Here is an 18492-nt window from a genome sequence, read left to right as displayed (position 1 = left end):
TCGTTAAAGTGTTAAAAATGAGTTTTGTAGATAGAAATAATTTTATAAATCATGAATTATTCCTTCTGGATATTATTTTATGGAAGAATAGAATTTGAAAAACGACTAAAAATTTACATTAAAAATTAGATGAAAATATTTAAGTTTATTTAGTTTTCTGTTTTGTTATTTTTAAATATTTGATTATCATATATTTATTTTTTTAATTATAAAATAAAAAAAACGAAAACTTTTTTGTTTTTAAAAGTTTTCTGTGTATCTTTGCACCCGAATTAAAGATATGAATTATGAAAGAGCAAATCATAAAACAAGCCGCAGAAGATTTTATATTGTATGGGTTTAAAACTTTTACAATGGACGATTTGGCAAGTAAAGTCGGGATTTCCAAACGTACACTTTATGAGCATTATCCTTCAAAAACGGATTTGGTAGATGCCTGTGTAACACACTTTTTGACGAATGCCAAAGAGGATTGTTCTTTCGTTGAAGGCAAGGGAAATGTGATTGAAAACTGGTTTGCTTCCAAAGAAAATTTTTTTGAACAATATAAAATCACAAGCAATCGTCCTATCTGGGAACTTAAAAAATACTACGGAAAGATATATGACAAATTGGAAAATCAATTCAGAGAAATTGATGGGCAACGAGTAGAAATATTAGTTAAGAAAGGACAAGAACAAGGGTTTTTTCGAGAAAATATCAATGTGAGTTTTGCTAAATCCTTTTTCTTTGGAATAATGAGTAAAATGCGTGAAGATCCCAATATTTTCCCAGAAACAGAATATTCATTTAGAGAAACTCTTGGGAATTTAATAGAGAGTTTTATCCGAATTTTAGTAAATGAAAAAGGACTTTGTGAGTTGGAACGGATTCTGAAAGAAAAAAATATTTAGACATTTGATTTTTAAAATGAATTGGATTATTTTGATTATTGCAGGGATTTTTGAAATGGCTTTTACATTTTGCTTAGGAAAAGCCAAAGAATCAACCGGGAATGACATGTATTTATGGTATGTAGGTTTTGGAATATGTACTCTAATTAGTATGTGTTTGCTAATGAAAGCTACTCAAACACTTCCTCTGGGAACTGCCTATGCTGTATGGACGGGTATTGGAGCAGTTGGAACAGTTTTGATAGGAATTTTAGTATTCAAAGAGCCAGCTACGTTTTGGAGAATATTTTTTATTGTAACTTTAATAAGTTCAGTTATCGGTTTAAAATATGTATCAAGCTGATTTTTAATAAATTGTATTTTAAATTGAGAAAGAAATATATATACGAAAAGTTATGCCAAATGATTGGCAAAAATAGGAAAAGAAACTTTTTCAAAAAGTAATATTGATGAAATATGGAAAGACATTTATCTGAAAATTTCAATCAAAAGATTTTATATCAGAAATTTAGTAATCTATAGTTTTATAAAAACAAAATAAAATATCATTTTTTAATAATAAAATAGTAAATGAAAAAAATAATATTCAGTGTTTTTGTGCTGATGGGAATGCTGTCTCAAGCACAAGAATTATCTCTAAAACAGGCTATTAGCTATGCTTTGGAACATAAATCCGATGCAGAAAAAGCACGTTTGGCAGTTGAAAAGAGTAATTACCAAATTCAAGAAGTTCGTGCCAATGCGTTGCCAAATGTCTCAGCGACAGGGGCTTTGATGTATAATCCTAAATTACAGGCTACGTATGTAGACGGAAGCAATTTTGGAGCTCCTGGCATTGTGAAATTCGAAATGGGACAAAAATGGAATTCGCAGGTAAATGCACAACTTACGCAAGTGCTTTTTAATCAGTCGGTTTTTATGGGGCTTAAAGCCGCTCGGACGACTCGTGAGTTTTATCAATTAAATCAAGAACTTACTGAAAATCAAATAATTGAAAAAGTAGCTTCGGCATATTATCAAGTATATCAAACCCGAGAAATTCTGAGTAATATCGAAAGTAATTTGGCTTTGACAGAAAAAACAGTTGAAGTAGTTAAAGGGTTGTATGACAATGGATTAGCTAAAAAAATCGATTTGGATAGAACAACGGTAGCGATGAATAACTTAAAATCGGCTAAACAACAGGCTATCAATGGATTACAACTGGCAGAAAATGCACTCAAATTTATGATAGGAATGCCTATTGAGCAGTCTATTTCACTTCCGAAAGAAGGTTTTGAGGTGAATTATGACGTATCTTTTTCAAATAAAGACACTTCGCATCGTATTGAAATTCAAGCTCTTGAAAAACAAAAAGACTTGCTTGAAATCAATACAAAAGTACAAAAAGCAGCTTATTATCCGTCGTTGGCATTGGTAGGGAATTACGGTTGGCTTGGAATGGGACCTAAAAATCCATTGTTTTTTTTCTGAAAAAGATAATGTGTATTGGTCTGATTTTTCGTCAGTTGGGTTGAGTTTGAACATTCCAATATTCAAAGGTTTTGGAACAAAAGCTAAAGTCAGACAAGCACAGGTAGACCTCAAAAGTTTGGAAGCTGAGCTGAAAGATGTGCGTTTGGCAATGGATTTGGCTTATGAAAATGCTCGAAATCAGATAACTAACAGCCTTTTGACAATCGAATCACAGAAAGAAAATGTCAAATTAGCCGAAGAGGTTTTGCTCAACACTCAAAATAACTATCAGCAAGGATTGGCATCACTGACCGATTTGCTCGATTCGGAACGCTCACTATCCGATGCTAAAAATAGCTATACCAATGCTCTGTTAGAACATAAATTAGCTGAAATAGAGCTTCTTAAAGCAAAAGGAGAATTAAAAAATTTAGGAAAATAGATTAAAAAAATCAATATAAAAATTTAGAAAATTAAACAAATGAAAAAGATAATTACAATTTTAGCAGCGGTAGGTGCAATCGGATTTGTAGCTTACAAATTATATGCAAATAAAGAGAAAAATGCCCAAGAGGTAGCTATCGTAGCTGAGAAAAACGCTCAGGTGGCTGTTCGTTCGCAAAAAGTAATCAAAGAAAATGTGAACGATTTGTTCATCGCCAACGGAACTTTTGTGGCGACACAAGACCTCAACGTAGCTGCCGAAATGGGAGGACAAGTGGTGAAAATCTACGTAAAAGAAGGCGATGTAGTAAGTGCAGGACAGACTTTGGCACAAATCAAAGCCGATGCAACAAACGTGGGGTTAGAACAAGCCAAAGCCGTATTGGACAATGCTCAAAATGAGTTAAAACGCTTTGAAAGTGCTTACCAGACGGGGGGAGTAACGCAACAACAACTGGAGCAAATCCGTTTGCAAGTAAAAAATGCACAAGCGAACTATAATTCGGCTCAAATCAATTCAGGATATTCGGTGGTTCGTTCCAAAATCAGCGGTATTGTTAGTAGTAAAAACATCGAAGAAGGTACTTTTGTTGGAGCAGGAACAACTCTTTTCAATGTGGTGAATATCAATGATTTGAAATTGAAAGTAACCGTCGATGAGCATCAAATTTCGCAAATAAAAGTAGGCGAAAAGGCGAAAATCACCCCGAGCGTAGGCGGAAATACCATTGAAGGAAAAGTAACTTTCGTAGCACCAAAATCCAACGGAGCCTTGAAGTTTCCAGTCGAGATTACCGTATCGAACAAAGATAAATCTCTCAAAGCAGGAATGTATGCAACAGTGCAATTTGAATCGAGTGTAGGCTCAGAAAATCAGGTGCTTACGATATCAAGAACTGCTTTTGTAGGAAGCGTAAGTCAAAATAAAATTTTCAAAATCGTAGAAGGCAAAGCCGAGTTAGTAACCGTGAAAAGCGAACGTAATTTCGGAGATAAAGTCGAAATTTTAGAAGGACTTTCCGAAGGAAATGAGGTGGTTACCAGCGGGCAAATCAATTTGGATAACGGCACACCTGTAAAAGTTATTCAGTAATCGTTTTGTCTGATTTTCAAAAAATTGTGTTCATTTTTGTACGTTTGTGGTTAAGTTCAAACTACAAAAGCACATAATTTTTCACAAATATTTTAGTAACTCAAATAAGTAAAATAATCGAATAGAGGGCAAATTACTATTTGCCCTACGAAAAACAAAAATGAAATTAGCAAAAGAACTTGAATTTATCCTAACCTTGGATAAGTTAAAAAATGTACAGCGTCGTAACTATATTTTGGACGATTCGCGTAGGGAAAATTCAGCAGAACATTCGTGGCAAGTGATGGTTTTGGCTCAAATAATGTATCCGTATGCCAAAAATAAGGAACAAATTGACCTATTTCGGGTGATGAAGATGCTTTCTATTCACGATGTAGTGGAAATAGGTGCTGGAGATACATTCGTTTATGACGAAAAAGCGATGGAAGGCAAGTATGAACGCGAATTAGCTTCAGCAAAACGCATTTTTGGCATATTGGACAAGCCTTTGGCATCTGAATTTTTGGCGTTATGGGAGGAATTTGAAGCGGAAAAGTCGCCCGATGCCGTTTTTGCTTCGGCTGTGGATAGAGTAATACCTTTTATTCTGAATGCTCATACTTCGGGTAAAAGTTGGAGAGAAGCCGATGTTAGTGCTGAAAAAGTTCGTAAAATCGTAGGAACAGCAGTTGAAAAAGGTTCAGAAGAGCTGAGCGAATTGTTCGAAATTTTATTGCAAAAAAGCATTGACGAAGGGAAACTCGTGGAGAATAAGTAACAAGTTTTCAAGTAACAAAATCCAAGTTTTAAGTTCTAAGTAACAAGTGAAAATCACGCTGTAAATGAAGAGGTAAAGAAAATATTTTGATAATGGAAGTAAGTAATTATGAAAATAGGTTATTTAAAAATCTGAAAATGATTATTCGTCAAACAAAGGATGCTGTTGCAACACAGGTGAATTCGGCTTTGACGATGATGTATTGGAAGATTGGTAAGACCATAAATGACGATGTTCTGAAAAATGAGCGAGGAAAATATGGAGAGCAAGTAGTGAAAAAAATAGCTTTGCGACTTGTAGAAGAATTTGGAAGCTCATATAGTGAAAAAAATCTTCGCAAGATGATGCGTTTTGCCTTGATTTTCAATGAAGAACAAATTGTCGTGTCACTGATGCGACAATTGAGCTGGACACATTTTACGCTTATTATTCCGATTGAAGACCCATTAAAACGTGATTTTTATATTGAATTTTGTAAAATTGAAAAATGGAGTGTTCGTACATTGAAAGAGAAAATTAACTCACTTTTGTATGAACGAACAACAATAAGCAAAAAACCAGATGAATTAGCACGAAAAGAATTGGATTTGCTTAAAAATGAACAGAAAATGTCTCCTAATTTAGTTTTTAGAGACCCTTATGTATTAGATTTTTTGGAATTAAAAGACGTTTTTTCTGAAAAAGATTTAGAAGAAAGCATTGTTGTTGAATTACAAAAGTTTATAATAGAATTAGGAAGTGATTTTGCTTTTTTAGCTCGTCAAAAACGTCTTGTCATAGATAATAAGGACTACTATATTGACCTTTTGTTTTATCATAGACGATTGAAATCACTTGTAGCAATAGAATTGAAATTGGGAGAATTTGAAGCGTCATTTAAAGGTCAAATGGAACTTTATTTGGCATATTTGAATAAGTATGAACGTATTGAGGGAGAAAATCCTCCAATAGGATTGATTCTATGTTCAGGTAAAAATTCAGAGCATATAGAACTTTTAGGATTGGAAAAAGATAATATAAAAATAGCAGAATATTTGCTGTTGCTCCCAAAAAAAGAAATCCTTTTGGAAAAATTGCATAAATCAATAGAAATAGCAAAAAACAAAGTAATATAAAAATTACAATCTAATGAACATTGAAACTATATACGAATTCTGTGTGGCATTACCTGATGTGAAGGAAGAATTTCCGTTTGGAGAGGATATTTTGGTATTTAAAATACACGGAAAGATATTTTTTCTTTGTTTTTTGGAAGGAATTCCATTGCGAATAAATCTCAAATGTCAGCCCGATTTGGCATTGGAACTTCGGGATTTGTACCCAAACAAAGTTGTGGAGGGCTATTATATGAATAAAAAACATTGGAACACCGTTTTTGTGGAAGATTTGCCTACGGATTTGGTCAAAAAAATGATAATTCATTCCTATGAAGAGGTTTTGTCCAAATTGCCATTGAAAATTCGCAAGACAATTTTGTATGAATTTCAGAAGCCATTTGAAATATTGTAGTTTGAAAAAAAATATGTAGTCCGAAAAATTTAGACATATGAGATAAAAAATAAAATAGTAACACGCTCTAACCTCCTTCTTCTTGGGAGAGGGTTGGGGAGAGGAAAAAATAGTAACATTATGAAAGTAACCTATTTAGGACACGCTTGTGTCAATATCGAAATTAACGGAAAATATTTCTTGGTTGACCCATTTATTTCTGCCAATCCGTTGGCGAAACACATTGATATTTCGGCTGTTAAGGCTGATTATATTCTGCTGACACACGCTCACCAAGACCATATTTTGGACGCCGAAGCCATTGCCAAAAACACGGGAGCGAAGCTGATTTCTAACCCTGAAATATTGGCTCATTACAGAGCATTGGGCTTGGACGGACACGAAATGAACATCGGAGGCTCGCACCGATTTGAAAACGGAAGCGTGAAAATTAAAATGATTAAAGCCGTGCATTCTTCTTCGTTTCCTGATGGAAAATACGGAGGAAATCCAGCTGGTTTTTTAATTGATATCGACGATTTAACTATCTATATTTCAGGAGATACAGCCTTGCATATGGATATGACAATCATTCCACATCAGTACAAAATCAATTTGGCAATATTGCCGATAGGTAACAATTATACGATGGGCGTTCGTGATGCTCTTACGGCAGCGAAATTTGTAGATGCTTATCACACGCTGGGTGTACATTATGACACGTTTGATGTTATCAAAATTGACCACGAGGCATCAATAAACAAATTTGCTGCAGCACATCGTAAATTGCATTTGTTGCCTATTGGTGAAAGTATTGATGTAGAGCAATTTAGATAATAAATCCGTTGCGAAATTCAAATTACAATAGGAGCGACTGATGGAGTAAAAATCATTCGCTCTGGTAAAGAATTGGGTAAAAATTAGACAAAAAATATTTTGTTCTTATATAAAAAAAATGATTTTGAAAACAAAAATAAAATTCGTTTTGGCATTCCTCCTGCTTTCTTCTGCGAAGACTTTTGCGAGTTTGCAAATCCCTTTGGATTCGATTTTGGTGCCTAATCAAGAGCCTCCGAAGAATAGATTCAGCAATGCACTCTCAAAGATGTTTGAACTTGAAGACGAAGACCAAAGAGGCGTGTTCAAGCCTTCGATGTATAAACCGATGTATGTAATTCCGTTTCGGATAACCGACAATGTGAATCGGCAACCACAAAACATCAATCCGCAAAGGGGTAATCCGCCCTACAAAGAATACCAAAATGTGGAAAGCAAATTTCAAGTGAGTTTGAAAACCAAAGTTTGGCAAGACTTCCTCGGATTTAAAGGCGATTTTTGGGTAGCTTTTACGCAACAGGCTTATTGGCAGGTGTATAACGGAGATTTGTCCAGACCTTTTCGGGAGCTGAACTACGAACCTGAACTGATGTATGTGGTGCCACTTCAATTGTCCATCGGCGATTTTAAATGGCAAATGGCAGGACTTTCTATCAATCACCAATCCAACGGAAAAGAACAATTGTATTCTCGAAGTTGGAATCGCATTATCTTGATGAATGCCTTTGAATATAACGATTTTATGTTCATAACCCGATTTTGGAGGCGTATGTCGGAGAAAACGCAAAGCGATGACAATGCCGATATACTCGATTATATGGGAAGGAGCGAACTGACCGTGTCGTACAATTCTAAAAAACATAGTTTTATATTTCTTATGCGTAACAATTTGAAATTCAATAAGAACAATAAAGGTTTTGGCGAATTTACATATATTTATCCCGTAGGAAAAGGAGGTTTGCGGCTATTTGCACAATTATCAACAGGTTACGGAGATTCGCTTATTGAATATAATCACAGCCAAACTTCCCTCGGAGCAGGGATTATGCTATCGGAATTTTAATCAAAATCTAATTATAATTTAATTCATAAATATAACAAAAATAGGAAAATGAATATCATCAAAGCGTCCATTACCCGCCCAAGTGTTATCATAGTGATACTCTCAATGCTGATTATCGGAGGGATTTATAGTTACAAATCGCTTAACTATGAGTTGGTTCCTAATATCGAGGTGAATATGATTACCATATCTACCGTGTACGGAGGAGCTTCACCAAACGAGATTGAAAGTACCGTAACCAAAAAAATCGAAGATGCGGTTTTAACGCTTGAAAATGTTAAAAAAATTCAGGCGTTTTCTTACGAAAGTTTATCTATTGTGATGGTGCAACTAAACCCTGGAGCCGATGTGGATTTCTTACTGAACGATGCACAGCGTAAAATCAACGCCATTCGTTCGGATTTACCTGACGATGCCGATGAGCCTTCGCTGAGCAAATTCTCGCTTTCGGATTTGCCGATTATCAAATTGGGGGTAACGGCTCAAATGTCTTCGCAAGAGCTTTATGATTTAGTAGACAGAAAGATACAACCCGAACTTTCACGTATTTCAGGAGTGGCTCAAGTGGTGGTTATGGGAGGGCAAGAACGCGAAATTCGTGTGAGTTTAGACCCTAAAAAATTAGAGGGCTACGGACTTTCAATCACGCAAGTACAGCAAATTATTGCCGCTTCAAATTTGGATTTCCCAATAGGAAAACTCAAAACGCGTGAGAATAACACCACCATTCGTTTGGCGGGTAAATTCAAAACGGTGGAAGAGCTTCGTAATTTGACCATTGCCTCTCAAAACGGAATAAATATCCGACTTTCAGACGTTGCCGATGTGCAAGATACCGAGCAAGAAGTGGAAAAAATCGCTCGTATTAATCAAGAAAATACCCTTTTGTTACAAATTACCAAACAAACCGATGCTAATGCTGTGGCAGTGAGTGAGTTGGTTCGTGCCAAAATGGGACAAATCGAAGAAATTTATAAAGAAAACAACCTCAAATTAGATTTGGCAAATGACACGAGTGAATTTACCTTGGCTGCGGCAAACTCGGTGGTATTCGACTTAGCTTTGGCGGTGTTTTTGGTGGCTGCGGTGATGTTGCTTTTCTTGCATAGTTTCCGAAATGCGGTAATTGTGATGGTGTCTATCCCGACTTCGCTTATTGCGACTTTTATCGGAATGTTTTTGTTAGGATTTACGCTGAATTTGATGAGTTTGATAGCCCTTTCGTTGGTGGTAGGAATCTTGGTAGATGATGCCATTGTGGTAATGGAAAACATTCACCGACATATGGAAATGGGTAAAAATAAAGTCCGTGCGGCTTACGATGGAGCTATGGAAATTGGGTTTACGGTAACGGCAATTACGCTGGTTATTGTGGTGGTTTTCTTGCCAATAGCGTTAAGTTCAGGATTGGTTTCGGATATTATCCATCAGTTTTGTGTTACGGTAATTATCGCTACAATGCTTTCCTTGTTTATGTCATTTACAACGGTGCCGTGGTTGTATTCTCGCTTCGGAAAATTAGAACATTTGAGCGAAAAATCCTTATTCGGAAGATTCGTACATTGGTTCGAGGCACAACTCAAACGCTTTACACATTTCATAACCAACATTTTAAAATGGTCATTCCGAAATAAATTCGCAACATTTATACTGGTATTGTTGTTGTTTTTTGGGTCAATTGCCTTAGTGCCTTTCGGATTTATCGGAGGAGAATTTTTTCCAAGATTGGATAAAGGAGAATTTGTGATTCAGTTAGAATTGCCAAAAGATGCTTCCGTAGAACAAGCCAATTTTATGACTCAAAAAGCTGAAAATTACGTGCGTCAGCTTCCAGAAGTACAAAAAATGATTACCACCGTAGGACAAACAAGTTCAGGATTTGGAGGAACACAAGCTACGGCGTATAAGTCTGAAATACAGGTGGTTTTGGTGGATAAAAAACAAAGAGCCGACAACACAACCATTTACGCTGCCAAGTTGCAACGCAAGTTAGAAGAGGTTTTGGTTGGGGCAAAAATAACCACCGCTCCTGTGGGACTTATGGGTGTGGAAGACGCTCCGATACAGCTTACCGTAATGGCTGATGAGGTTGAAATTGCCCAAGAATACGCCGAAAAAGTTGCCGAATTGCTCAAAACTATTGACGGAGCTACGGGGGTTGAACTTTCTTCGGAAGACGGAAATCCTGAAATTACCGTGCAAGTGGATAGAGATAAAATGACTTCTCTGGGGCTAAATGTGGCGGTTGTAGGACAAACAATGCGTATGGCATTCAACGGAGATGATAATAGTAAATTCCGTATGGGCGATTCGGAATACGACATTAATATAGTGTTTGACGAAGCCAACAGAGGCAATATCGAAAATGTGAAAAACTTGTTGTTTACCAATGCAATGGGGCAACAAATCAAGTTAACGCAATTTGCCGATGTATCGTTTTCGTCGGGGCCAAGTAAGTTAGACCGATACGACCGTTCGCCAGCGGTTACAGTAAAGGCGAAAGTGGTAGGAAAACCTTCGGGAACAGTGGCTTCGGAATGGGAAGCAAAATTCTCAAAATTAGACAAACCAGGTACGGTGCGATTTATCTGGCAAGGAGATATGGAAAATCAGAGCGAAGGTTTCGGAACGCTTTTGGTAGGATTGGCAGCCGCAATATTGTTAGTATATATGGTGATGGTAATTTTGTACGATAGTTTTTCGCGTCCGTTTGTGGTGTTATTTTCGATACCATTGTCGTTCATCGGAGCCTTATGGGCATTGGCAATAGCTAACCAAACGCTGAACGTATTTACGCTTTTGGGGGTGATAATGCTCATCGGGTTAGTGGCAAAGAATGCGATTATGTTGGTGGATTTTGCCAACCATCGTAAGCAACACGGCGAAGATACCGTAACGGCTCTGATTCAGGCAAATCACGCTCGTTTGCGTCCGATTTTGATGACTACCATTGCGATGGTTTTCGGTATGATTCCCATTGCGATGGCAAGTGGAGCAGGAGCTGAAATGTTCAATGGATTGGCGATTGTTATCATCGGCGGATTGATTTCGTCATTGTTCCTAACCCTTATCATCGTTCCGTTGGTGTATTTGGTGATGGACGTACTGATGGCAAAATTCAAAAAAGGCGAAAAAGTCAATTACGAAAAACAAATGATTGCCGACTACGAGCATATCCACATCAAAGAAGAACACGAACTATAAAAACGTTCATAAGTATTGATATTTCAATATAATTAAAAGCTGTCTAAATTAGATGGCTTTTTTATTTTAGGCTATTTTAATTTCGAATTGTGTAAGTTCTTTGAATTGTAAAAGACGTTTGAGTACTTCATCTTTGGTTAAGGAAAGCATTCGTTCAGTACCAAATTGTTCAACACAAAACGAAGCTAATGTTGATCCATATATAATTGCATTTTTCATATTATTGAATGAAATATCGTCTGTTTTTGCTAAATAACCTAAAAATCCTCCTGCAAAAGTGTCTCCCGCTCCCGTTGGGTCGAAAACATCTTCCAAGGGAAGAGCTGGAGCAAAGAAAATATCTTTTTCATGGAAGAGCAAAGCCCCATGTTCCCCTTTTTTGATGACTACATAAGTTACTCCCATTTGCATAATTTTTTGAGCAGCTTTCACTAATGAACATTCATTACTAAGTTGGCGGGCTTCTTCATCATTGATGGTAATAACATCTACTTGAGCAATGATTTTCAGAAGAGTATCCCACGTATGATTCATCCAAAACCCCATAGTGTCAAGTACAACAAGTTTAGGACGAGTAGGTAATTGAGCAAGTACATCAAGTTGTATTTGTGGATGCAAATTACCGAGCATTATATATGGAGCATCAGTAAAATATTCAGGAATTTTCGGAGAAAAATGTTCCAAAACATTCAGTTGTGTAGTTAGTGTATCGCGTGTATTCATATCGTTGTGATATTTTCCACTCCAAAAAAAGGTTTTTCCTCCGTTAACTATTTCAATATATGAAATATCAATTTCGCGATCAGTTAAAACTTTGAGATACTCCGAAGGATAGTCATCTCCTATAACCGAAACAACGGCTTGTTCTATGTCAAAAAGTGAAGCTGAAATACCTATGTAATTTGCCGCTCCTCCCATTGTTTTTTCTATTTTACCAAAGGGTGTTTCGATAGCGTCAAAAGCCATAGACCCTATTGTTAACAATTTGCTCATACCAGTATTGATAGCTCTAAATTAGGGGGCAAAGATACATTTTTTTATAATAATTTGCGTTATTTTATATTCAACAAAATTATAAATATAATTTGAGTGGTAAAACAAATTAAGTCTTGCTGAAAAGGTTTTTATTAGTTGTTGAAAAAAATTTTAAAAAAAATCATGTTTTTTTGTTGTAAATATAAAATAAAGTACTAATTTCGCCCCTGAAAAGTAATTCATTTTTAAATTTTAATTTAGTATGAAAAAAACAATGTTAAGCCTTATGGCTGTTACTTCATTTGCAGGTGTAGCGTTGGCTCAAAATTTGCCTGATAACCCAGCACCTGGTAAGTGTTATGTGAAATGTATCACAAAAGATGAGTTCAAAGATGTTGAAGAGCGTGTAATGGTCAAACCTGCATACTCTAAACTTGAAGTAGTGCCTGCTACTTTTAAAACCGTTGAAGAACGTGTAGTAATTAAAGAAGCATCAAAAAAATTGGTGTATGTTCCTGCTGTTTATCAGACAATAGAAGTTCCTTATGTTCAAAAAGAAAAAGCCTCTACATTTAAAGTAGTTCCTGCTTCTTTTGGAAAAGAAACGAAAACATTTGAAATTACTCCTAAAACATCAGGATGGGAATACAAAACTTTGGATAATTGCCCTTCTATCAACAAAGAAGCTTGTGTTACTGCGTGTTTTGTAGAATATCCAGCTCAATTCAAATCGATTGATATTACTACTTTGGTACAAGATGCTTCAGTAGAAGAAACACCAATCAACGAAAATTCAGCTACTTACAAAAAGCAAGTTATAAAAACTCCTGCTCGTGTTGATGAAATCGAAATTCCTGCTGAGTATGCAACTATCAAAAGAACAGTAGTTGATGTACCCGCTTCAACCAAAAAAGTAGAAGTGCCTGCTGAATATACAACCATAACCAAAAGAGAATTGGTTAAAAAAGGTGGAGATACTGTATGGGAAGAAGTTGATTGCCGTTTGTTAGAACCTACATTACTTCCTGTATATTATGAATACAATAGCGCTAAGTTGACAAAAGCATCTGAAAAAGTAATTGATGATATGTTGTTGCCTTTGCTTAGAGGGAATAACAAAAGCATTGAAATAATGTCTCATACTGATTCTCGTGGTAATGACGACTACAATATGTCACTTTCTCAACAAAGAGCAAATGCTGTGGTTAATTACCTTGCTTCAAAAGGAATCAATCGTTCAAGATTGGCAGCTAAAGGATACGGAGAGTCTCGTCTGGTTAATAGATGTGCTAATGGCGTTCAATGTTCAGAAGAAGAACACGCTAAAAATCGCCGTACTGAATTCAGAATTTTAGGAAACTAATTTTTCTATTCATAAGATTATACATGGGAAAACCTCTCGAAAGAGAGGTTTTTTCTTTTTGTATAAGGAGATTATGATACAAAATTTTGTATGATTTTATCGACGATAACTTGTGCAAGTTTGGTTTTACTTTCAATAGTCCAACCAGCAATATGTGGTGTAATAATTACGTTATTGGCATTGAGTAAATACGAAAAATCCTCAGGTAATTCTTCTTGAAAGAAATCTTCAAACGAAGATTTTTCGTATTCTAATACGTCTAATCCAGCACCTTTTATTTTTCCTGATTTTAGTGCTTGAACCAAGTCTGTAGTAACTACACTTTTGCCACGAGCGGTATTTAGAAACCAAAAATTTTTCGAAAACTGACTGATAAACAGATGATTAACCATTTGTACGGTAAGAGGAGTTTGTGGTGTATGAAGGCTCACAACATCGGCTTGCTCTTGTAATTGTTTTAGAGAAACTTGAATGGCATTTTCATCGCCAACATCGGGTTTTATATCGTAACAAATCACTTTACAACTGAATCCTCGAAGTTTTTTCGCAAAAGATTTACCCATATTTCCGTAACCAATAATACCGACAGTTAAGTAATCAAGTTCGTATCCGCGATTTTCTTCACGGAGCCAAATCCCTCGCTGAACCTCTGTGTCTGCTTTTTTTATTTTATTCAAAAGAGAAAGAAGTAAGGCAAGCGTATGCTCTCCTACCGCATTTCGATTACCTTCAGGAGCAGAAATAAGCATAACTCCCTTACTTTGAGCATATTGACAATCAATATTTTCTAATCCTGCACCAACACGTCCGATAAATTTCAAATTATGAGCTTCGTCTAAGAATGCTTTATCTATTGAAAATCTACTACGAATAATAAGTCCATCATAAAGAGCTATTTTTTTTAAAATTTCTTTTTTGCTACTTGTATAATCTTCGTGATTTTCAAACCCAGCTTTTGATAATTGTTCTATCATAAGTGGGTGATTTGTATCAATATGTAGTATTTTCATTTTGAAAAATTTGCGACAAAGATACTATTATTTTATTATAATGAGAATTGTTTTTTCATTTCCTTGATTATCAATGATTTTTAAAAAATGCTCTCCTTTTGTTGTTCGGAAAGTCATTTCGTGATAATGTAGTGTTTGTCCCAAAAATTGATCATCTAAGTACCAAAAAACAGAATCTTTGCCCGTGTAGGCTATTTTACTGACAATAGGTTGTGCTAACCCACCAAATCCTGTAGTTTGATAAATAACGCTTCCGTGTTTGGGATAAATAAAATCAAGCACAGATTGCTTGTCAGACGAAGCACAATCCGTACGAAGCGGAGGCAAACTCTTGTAGTTAATGTGATTTTTCTTGTAATACCACTCCATAATTGGTGGCAAAACGAAATAACTTTCGGTACTGATATTTTGCCAAGAATCACAATCGGTATTTACTTGATATTTTTTATCTTTGGAGAGATGAACTAATTTGTGATAATTGCACAATTTTGCTTCGGGAGCTTTGGCAACAGATTTTATCGTTTGTTTGGGACAGATTTCAGAAGCGAGCAACCCGCTATTGGCGCAAATAGTATATGTTTCCAAATCATCTAAAGGAGGTTCAAACCAATTATGTTTAGGCAAAATACCGAAAATATCGAATAGTATTGGAGATGCATTATTTGCTCCTGTTAGTTCTGGACGTCCTTCTCCCGAAGCATTTCCTACCCAAACACTTACTACATAGCCAGCGGTTATTCCTACAGCCCAAGCATCGCGATTTCCGAAACTTGTTCCTGTTTTCCATGCAATACGCTGCGAAGAATTATAATACCGCCAAGCTGAATCATACAACGGTCTGTTTACTTGTGTGAGTGTTTCAAAAGTACGCCATATTGCTCCTGCACTTAATATATTTTTGGTATGTGAAGCACTGGTGGGAGGTAGTTTTTGTTGCAAATGGTATTGTAAAGGCACAAAATATGGGTTTTTGTACATCTTGTTTTGGTTAAAATAATTCAGCTCTGAAGCCATATTGGTATAAGCTTGAGAGATATCCCATAAATTACTTTCGGCACCTCCCAGTATTAACGAAAGCCCGTAATGATCTGGGTGTTTATTGATATTTGTCAGATGATGTTTTTGTAAATGTTCATAAAATCTATATAAACCAAATTTTTGTAGAAGCAGAACAAAAGGGATGTTTAGCGATTTTGTCAAAGCTTCATTGGCAGGGACAGCACCTTCGTAAGTTTGTTCAAAATTTTGTGGCGTATATCCTGAAATATGTGTAGGTACATCGGGAACAATTTCAGAAGGAAGTAATTCTCCTGTATCAAGCATTGCTCCGTACAAAAAGGGCTTTAAAATACTGCCTGTACTGCGTGGGGCTCGGGTTATATCAACATCTTTCTGATGGTCTTTGTCGGTAGGTGTATTCCCGATATAAGCTACTATTTGATGTGTTTTCACGTCAGTAATGAGCACCGCCATATTATACACTTCAAATTGTTTGTACAATGTATAATATTTTGCAACAATCTCATTAACACGTTGTTGTAAGAAAAAATCGAGGGTAGATTTTAGCAGAGTTCCTTGTTGTTCTTGAGCAACTCGCTCTACAAAATGAGGTGCTTCTTGTGGAAGTGGGTGTGGTTTTTCGGGAAGAGGTTCAAGAATTGCTAATTCGTATGTTTGTAGGTCTATGATTTTTTTCTGATAAAGTTTTAAAAGAAGTTTATCGCGTTTTTCTTTCAGTTTTAATTGTCTTGTACCCGGATAGATAAGTCCAGGCGCATTTGGAAGAACTGCGAGTAGGGTACTTTCTGCCCACGATAATTGTTCGGGGCGTAATCCAAAATACCGCCAAGCTGCCATATCAATCCCTACGACATTGCCTCCAAAAGGGGCGTGTGAAGCGTATAAAGCCAATATTTTTTGTTTTGAATAACGAAATTCTAATCGAGTAGCTTGTATGGCTTCAATGATTTTTTCTATGTAAGTTCGATTTGATTTTTGCCGAGCAAGACGAATAACTTGCTGAGTAAGTGTGCTTCCTCCACGCACGATATGTCCTTGTCGAATATTCTGCCCCAGTGCTTTGCCTATTGAAACAGGATTTATTCCCCAATGGTAGTAAAAATATTCGTCTTCATACAAAAGCAAAGCCTTTTCAAACCGAAGAGGAATGCTATCCCGTTCAGGAAACCGCCATTGTCCGTCTAAGGCAATCTTGGCTCCGAGTAATTTTCCTTCTCGGCTTTCTACTATGGTCGAATAAGTTTGATTGAATAATTGCTTAGGAAGGCAGAAAAAATAAGCAATTAAGATGATTCCCAAAAGAATCCATCGGATTTTGTATGTACGAAATATTTTTTTGAAAGGAATGGTCATTTTGGAAAACTAAGTTTCAAGAAAATTATTTTTAATCAACAAAAACTATTTATTTGGATTTTACAGGAATAGCACTTCGCAAATTATCTCCATCGCGTGGGTGCAATTTTGTGAAAACAAAACTCGAAAGTATTGTTAACATTCCCATTATCCAGAATGTATATCGAAAAGAAAGATGCTCCGAATTGTGCGTAAGCCATGAAGAATTGTCCATAAATCGAAGTATAGAAAAACCCAAAGCTACTCCAAAACTAATTGCTAACTGTTGATTTACAGCCACTAAGCTATTTCCGCTGCTTACTTGTATGGGTCGTAATCCTGCAATAGCTATTGAGTTCATCGCGGTGAATTGTATGGAATTGAAAAATCCCAGTAGAAACATTGTAGGAATAAACCAATATACAGGCATTGTTTCGGTAGGAAGCCCCAGAGAGATAATCAACAATCCAATAATTATTGTATTGAAAATCAAAACTTTTCTATATCCAAAGCGGTCTAATATTTCCATTACAGCGTATTTACCTATAAGTAACATTATTGCCATTGGAGCTACGACCCATCCTGAGACAATTGCCGAAGCCCCATATGCGATTTGAATCATAATAGGGACTAACAAGGGTACGGAAGCAATGCCTAATCGGCAAGCCAAATTACCCACAATACCTATACGAAAAGTGCGTACTTGAAATAGTTTGAGTGAGAATAAAGGTCTTTCGTAATTTTTAGCATGTAGATAATAGAAATAGAGTATCAATATACCTAAGAGTAAAATTCCCACAATATAAAATCCGTTTGTTTTACCTGTTAGTTCTAAGGCTATTGAAATAATAATAGAAGCTGTTCCAAAAATAATAAATCCGCGCAGGTCTATTTTAGCATTAGAATCTTTGAAATTTGGCATATAGCGAGCTGTTAGTAACATTGCTATAATTCCGATAGGAATGTTAATCAAAAATATATAATGCCACGAGAAATAATCAACGAAATAACCTCCTGCCAAAGGCCCTATAATGGGACCTAATAGTCCAGGGACTACGGCGTAATTCATCGCTTTGACAAATTCGGCTCGTGGAAAAGCCCTAATGAGAACTAATCTCCCGACAGGATTCATCATTGAACCGCCAAAACCTTGTATTACTCGTGAAATTATCAGTTGAGTTAAATCGGTTGAAAGAGCACAAAAGAGTGACCCTAAACTGAAAGTAAATAAAGCAGTTATGAAGACTTTTTTTGTTCCAAATTTATCAGCAATATATCCACTTATCGGAATAAGAAGCGCCAAAGCCAACACATAACTGATAATGGCCATTTGCATATGTAAAGCCGATTCGCCAAGGTCTTTTGCCATTTGTGGTAATGCTGTATTGAGTATTGTAGAGTCAAGCATTTCCATGAAAATCGAAACAGCTAAGATATAGGGGAGAATCTGCTTTACAGCATCTTTATCTTTCGATGTTTGTAGAAAATTCATTCTGCAAAAGTACAAAAAATTGCATAATAATGCAATGTAAAAGCTAAAAAAGATTTAAAAAAAACA

At 36.0% G+C, this 18492-nt stretch carries 14 protein-coding genes and 1 pseudogene; 11 read left to right on the top strand and 4 right to left on the bottom strand.

All coding sequences use genetic code 11. The features are described 5' to 3' along the window. The first annotated feature begins 287 nt into the window (after positions 1-287). The 10 genes and pseudogenes from OO775_RS08885 to OO775_RS08840 all read left to right on the top strand — a co-directional run bounded on the left by OO775_RS08885 (position 288) and on the right by OO775_RS08840 (position 11234). Positions 288-893, top strand: coding sequence for a TetR/AcrR family transcriptional regulator (locus OO775_RS08885; protein ID WP_264846731.1), 606 nt, complete (start codon positions 288-290; stop codon positions 891-893). A 16-nt stretch (positions 894-909) separates the two neighbouring features. Next, positions 910-1236, top strand: a complete 327-nt coding sequence (locus tag OO775_RS08880; protein WP_264846730.1) for a DMT family transporter — start codon at positions 910-912, stop codon at positions 1234-1236. 227 nt (positions 1237-1463) lie between these two features. Next, a pseudogene (locus OO775_RS08875) lies at positions 1464-2790 on the top strand (TolC family protein). 39 nt (positions 2791-2829) lie between these two features. Next, positions 2830-3885: an efflux RND transporter periplasmic adaptor subunit gene (locus OO775_RS08870; RefSeq protein WP_264846729.1), complete on the top strand. Its 1056-nt coding sequence runs from the start codon at positions 2830-2832 to the stop codon at positions 3883-3885. 160 nt (positions 3886-4045) lie between these two features. Then, on the top strand, positions 4046-4642 hold the full coding sequence (locus tag OO775_RS08865) for an HD domain-containing protein (RefSeq protein ID WP_264846728.1): 597 nt from the start codon (positions 4046-4048) through the stop codon (positions 4640-4642). A 92-nt stretch (positions 4643-4734) separates the two neighbouring features. After that, the gene (locus OO775_RS08860; RefSeq protein WP_264846727.1) at positions 4735-5757 is read left to right on the top strand and encodes a PDDEXK nuclease domain-containing protein; all 1023 of its coding nucleotides are present in this window, start codon (positions 4735-4737) and stop codon (positions 5755-5757) included. A 13-nt stretch (positions 5758-5770) separates the two neighbouring features. Further along, positions 5771-6151, top strand: a complete 381-nt coding sequence (locus OO775_RS08855; protein WP_264846726.1) for an MmcQ/YjbR family DNA-binding protein — start codon at positions 5771-5773, stop codon at positions 6149-6151. Between the two features lie 120 nt (positions 6152-6271). Next, positions 6272-6967, top strand: a complete 696-nt coding sequence (locus OO775_RS08850; RefSeq protein WP_264846725.1) for a metal-dependent hydrolase — start codon at positions 6272-6274, stop codon at positions 6965-6967. A gap of 124 nt (positions 6968-7091) precedes the next feature. Continuing rightward, on the top strand, positions 7092-8030 hold the full coding sequence (locus OO775_RS08845) for a phospholipase A (RefSeq protein WP_373874562.1): 939 nt from the start codon (positions 7092-7094) through the stop codon (positions 8028-8030). A 48-nt stretch (positions 8031-8078) separates the two neighbouring features. After that, positions 8079-11234, top strand: coding sequence for an efflux RND transporter permease subunit (locus tag OO775_RS08840; RefSeq protein ID WP_264846723.1), 3156 nt, complete (start codon positions 8079-8081; stop codon positions 11232-11234). Between the two features lie 66 nt (positions 11235-11300). Here the strand turns inward: OO775_RS08840 and OO775_RS08835 are convergent, their stop codons facing one another. Then, the gene (locus OO775_RS08835; protein WP_264846722.1) at positions 11301-12227 is read right to left on the bottom strand and encodes a PfkB family carbohydrate kinase; all 927 of its coding nucleotides are present in this window, start codon (positions 12225-12227) and stop codon (positions 11301-11303) included. A gap of 244 nt (positions 12228-12471) precedes the next feature. On the opposite strand from OO775_RS08835, the gene OO775_RS08830 reads away from it, so the two are divergent. Then, positions 12472-13572, top strand: coding sequence for an OmpA family protein (locus tag OO775_RS08830; protein WP_264846721.1), 1101 nt, complete (start codon positions 12472-12474; stop codon positions 13570-13572). 71 nt (positions 13573-13643) lie between these two features. Here OO775_RS08830 and OO775_RS08825 read toward each other — a convergent pair whose 3' ends face one another. From OO775_RS08825 to OO775_RS08815, 3 genes are read right to left on the bottom strand one after another with little or no spacing between them, the layout of a single operon-like run. After that, entirely contained in the window at positions 13644-14582 is a 939-nt protein-coding gene (locus OO775_RS08825) for a 2-hydroxyacid dehydrogenase (protein ID WP_264846720.1), read from the bottom strand. Between the two features lie 27 nt (positions 14583-14609). Then, positions 14610-16955: a penicillin-binding protein 1C gene (gene pbpC, locus OO775_RS08820; RefSeq protein ID WP_264846719.1), complete on the bottom strand. Its 2346-nt coding sequence runs from the start codon at positions 16953-16955 to the stop codon at positions 14610-14612. Positions 16956-17004: 49 nt separating this feature from the next. Beyond that, positions 17005-18426 carry an MFS transporter gene (locus OO775_RS08815; protein ID WP_264846718.1) on the bottom strand — a complete coding sequence of 474 codons (1422 nt, stop codon included), beginning with the start codon at positions 18424-18426 and terminating at the stop codon, positions 17005-17007. Between the last annotated feature and the right edge of the window lie 66 nt (positions 18427-18492).

The sequence above is a fragment of the Capnocytophaga catalasegens genome (assembly GCF_026005215.1).
Lineage (GTDB): Bacteria > Bacteroidota > Bacteroidia > Flavobacteriales > Flavobacteriaceae > Capnocytophaga > Capnocytophaga catalasegens.
The sequence above is the reverse complement of the archived record's forward strand: the minus strand, read 5'-3'. Positions and strand labels throughout refer to the sequence as shown.

What these genes read in the sequence shown, in the direction of transcription:
- OO775_RS08885 (WP_264846731.1), top strand. Translation starts at nt 288, where the DNA reads ATGAAAGAGCAAATCATAAAACAAGCCGCAGAAGATTTTATATTGTAT.
- OO775_RS08880 (WP_264846730.1), top strand. Translation starts at nt 910, where the DNA reads ATGAATTGGATTATTTTGATTATTGCAGGGATTTTTGAAATGGCTTTT.
- OO775_RS08870 (WP_264846729.1), top strand. Translation starts at nt 2,830, where the DNA reads ATGAAAAAGATAATTACAATTTTAGCAGCGGTAGGTGCAATCGGATTT.
- OO775_RS08865 (WP_264846728.1), top strand. Translation starts at nt 4,046, where the DNA reads ATGAAATTAGCAAAAGAACTTGAATTTATCCTAACCTTGGATAAGTTA.
- OO775_RS08860 (WP_264846727.1), top strand. Translation starts at nt 4,735, where the DNA reads ATGGAAGTAAGTAATTATGAAAATAGGTTATTTAAAAATCTGAAAATG.
- OO775_RS08855 (WP_264846726.1), top strand. Translation starts at nt 5,771, where the DNA reads ATGAACATTGAAACTATATACGAATTCTGTGTGGCATTACCTGATGTG.
- OO775_RS08850 (WP_264846725.1), top strand. Translation starts at nt 6,272, where the DNA reads ATGAAAGTAACCTATTTAGGACACGCTTGTGTCAATATCGAAATTAAC.
- OO775_RS08840 (WP_264846723.1), top strand. Translation starts at nt 8,079, where the DNA reads ATGAATATCATCAAAGCGTCCATTACCCGCCCAAGTGTTATCATAGTG.
- OO775_RS08835 (WP_264846722.1), bottom strand. Translation starts at nt 12,227, where the DNA reads ATGAGCAAATTGTTAACAATAGGGTCTATGGCTTTTGACGCTATCGAA.
- OO775_RS08830 (WP_264846721.1), top strand. Translation starts at nt 12,472, where the DNA reads ATGAAAAAAACAATGTTAAGCCTTATGGCTGTTACTTCATTTGCAGGT.
- OO775_RS08825 (WP_264846720.1), bottom strand. Translation starts at nt 14,582, where the DNA reads ATGAAAATACTACATATTGATACAAATCACCCACTTATGATAGAACAA.
- pbpC (WP_264846719.1), bottom strand. Translation starts at nt 16,955, where the DNA reads ATGACCATTCCTTTCAAAAAAATATTTCGTACATACAAAATCCGATGG.
- OO775_RS08815 (WP_264846718.1), bottom strand. Translation starts at nt 18,426, where the DNA reads ATGAATTTTCTACAAACATCGAAAGATAAAGATGCTGTAAAGCAGATT.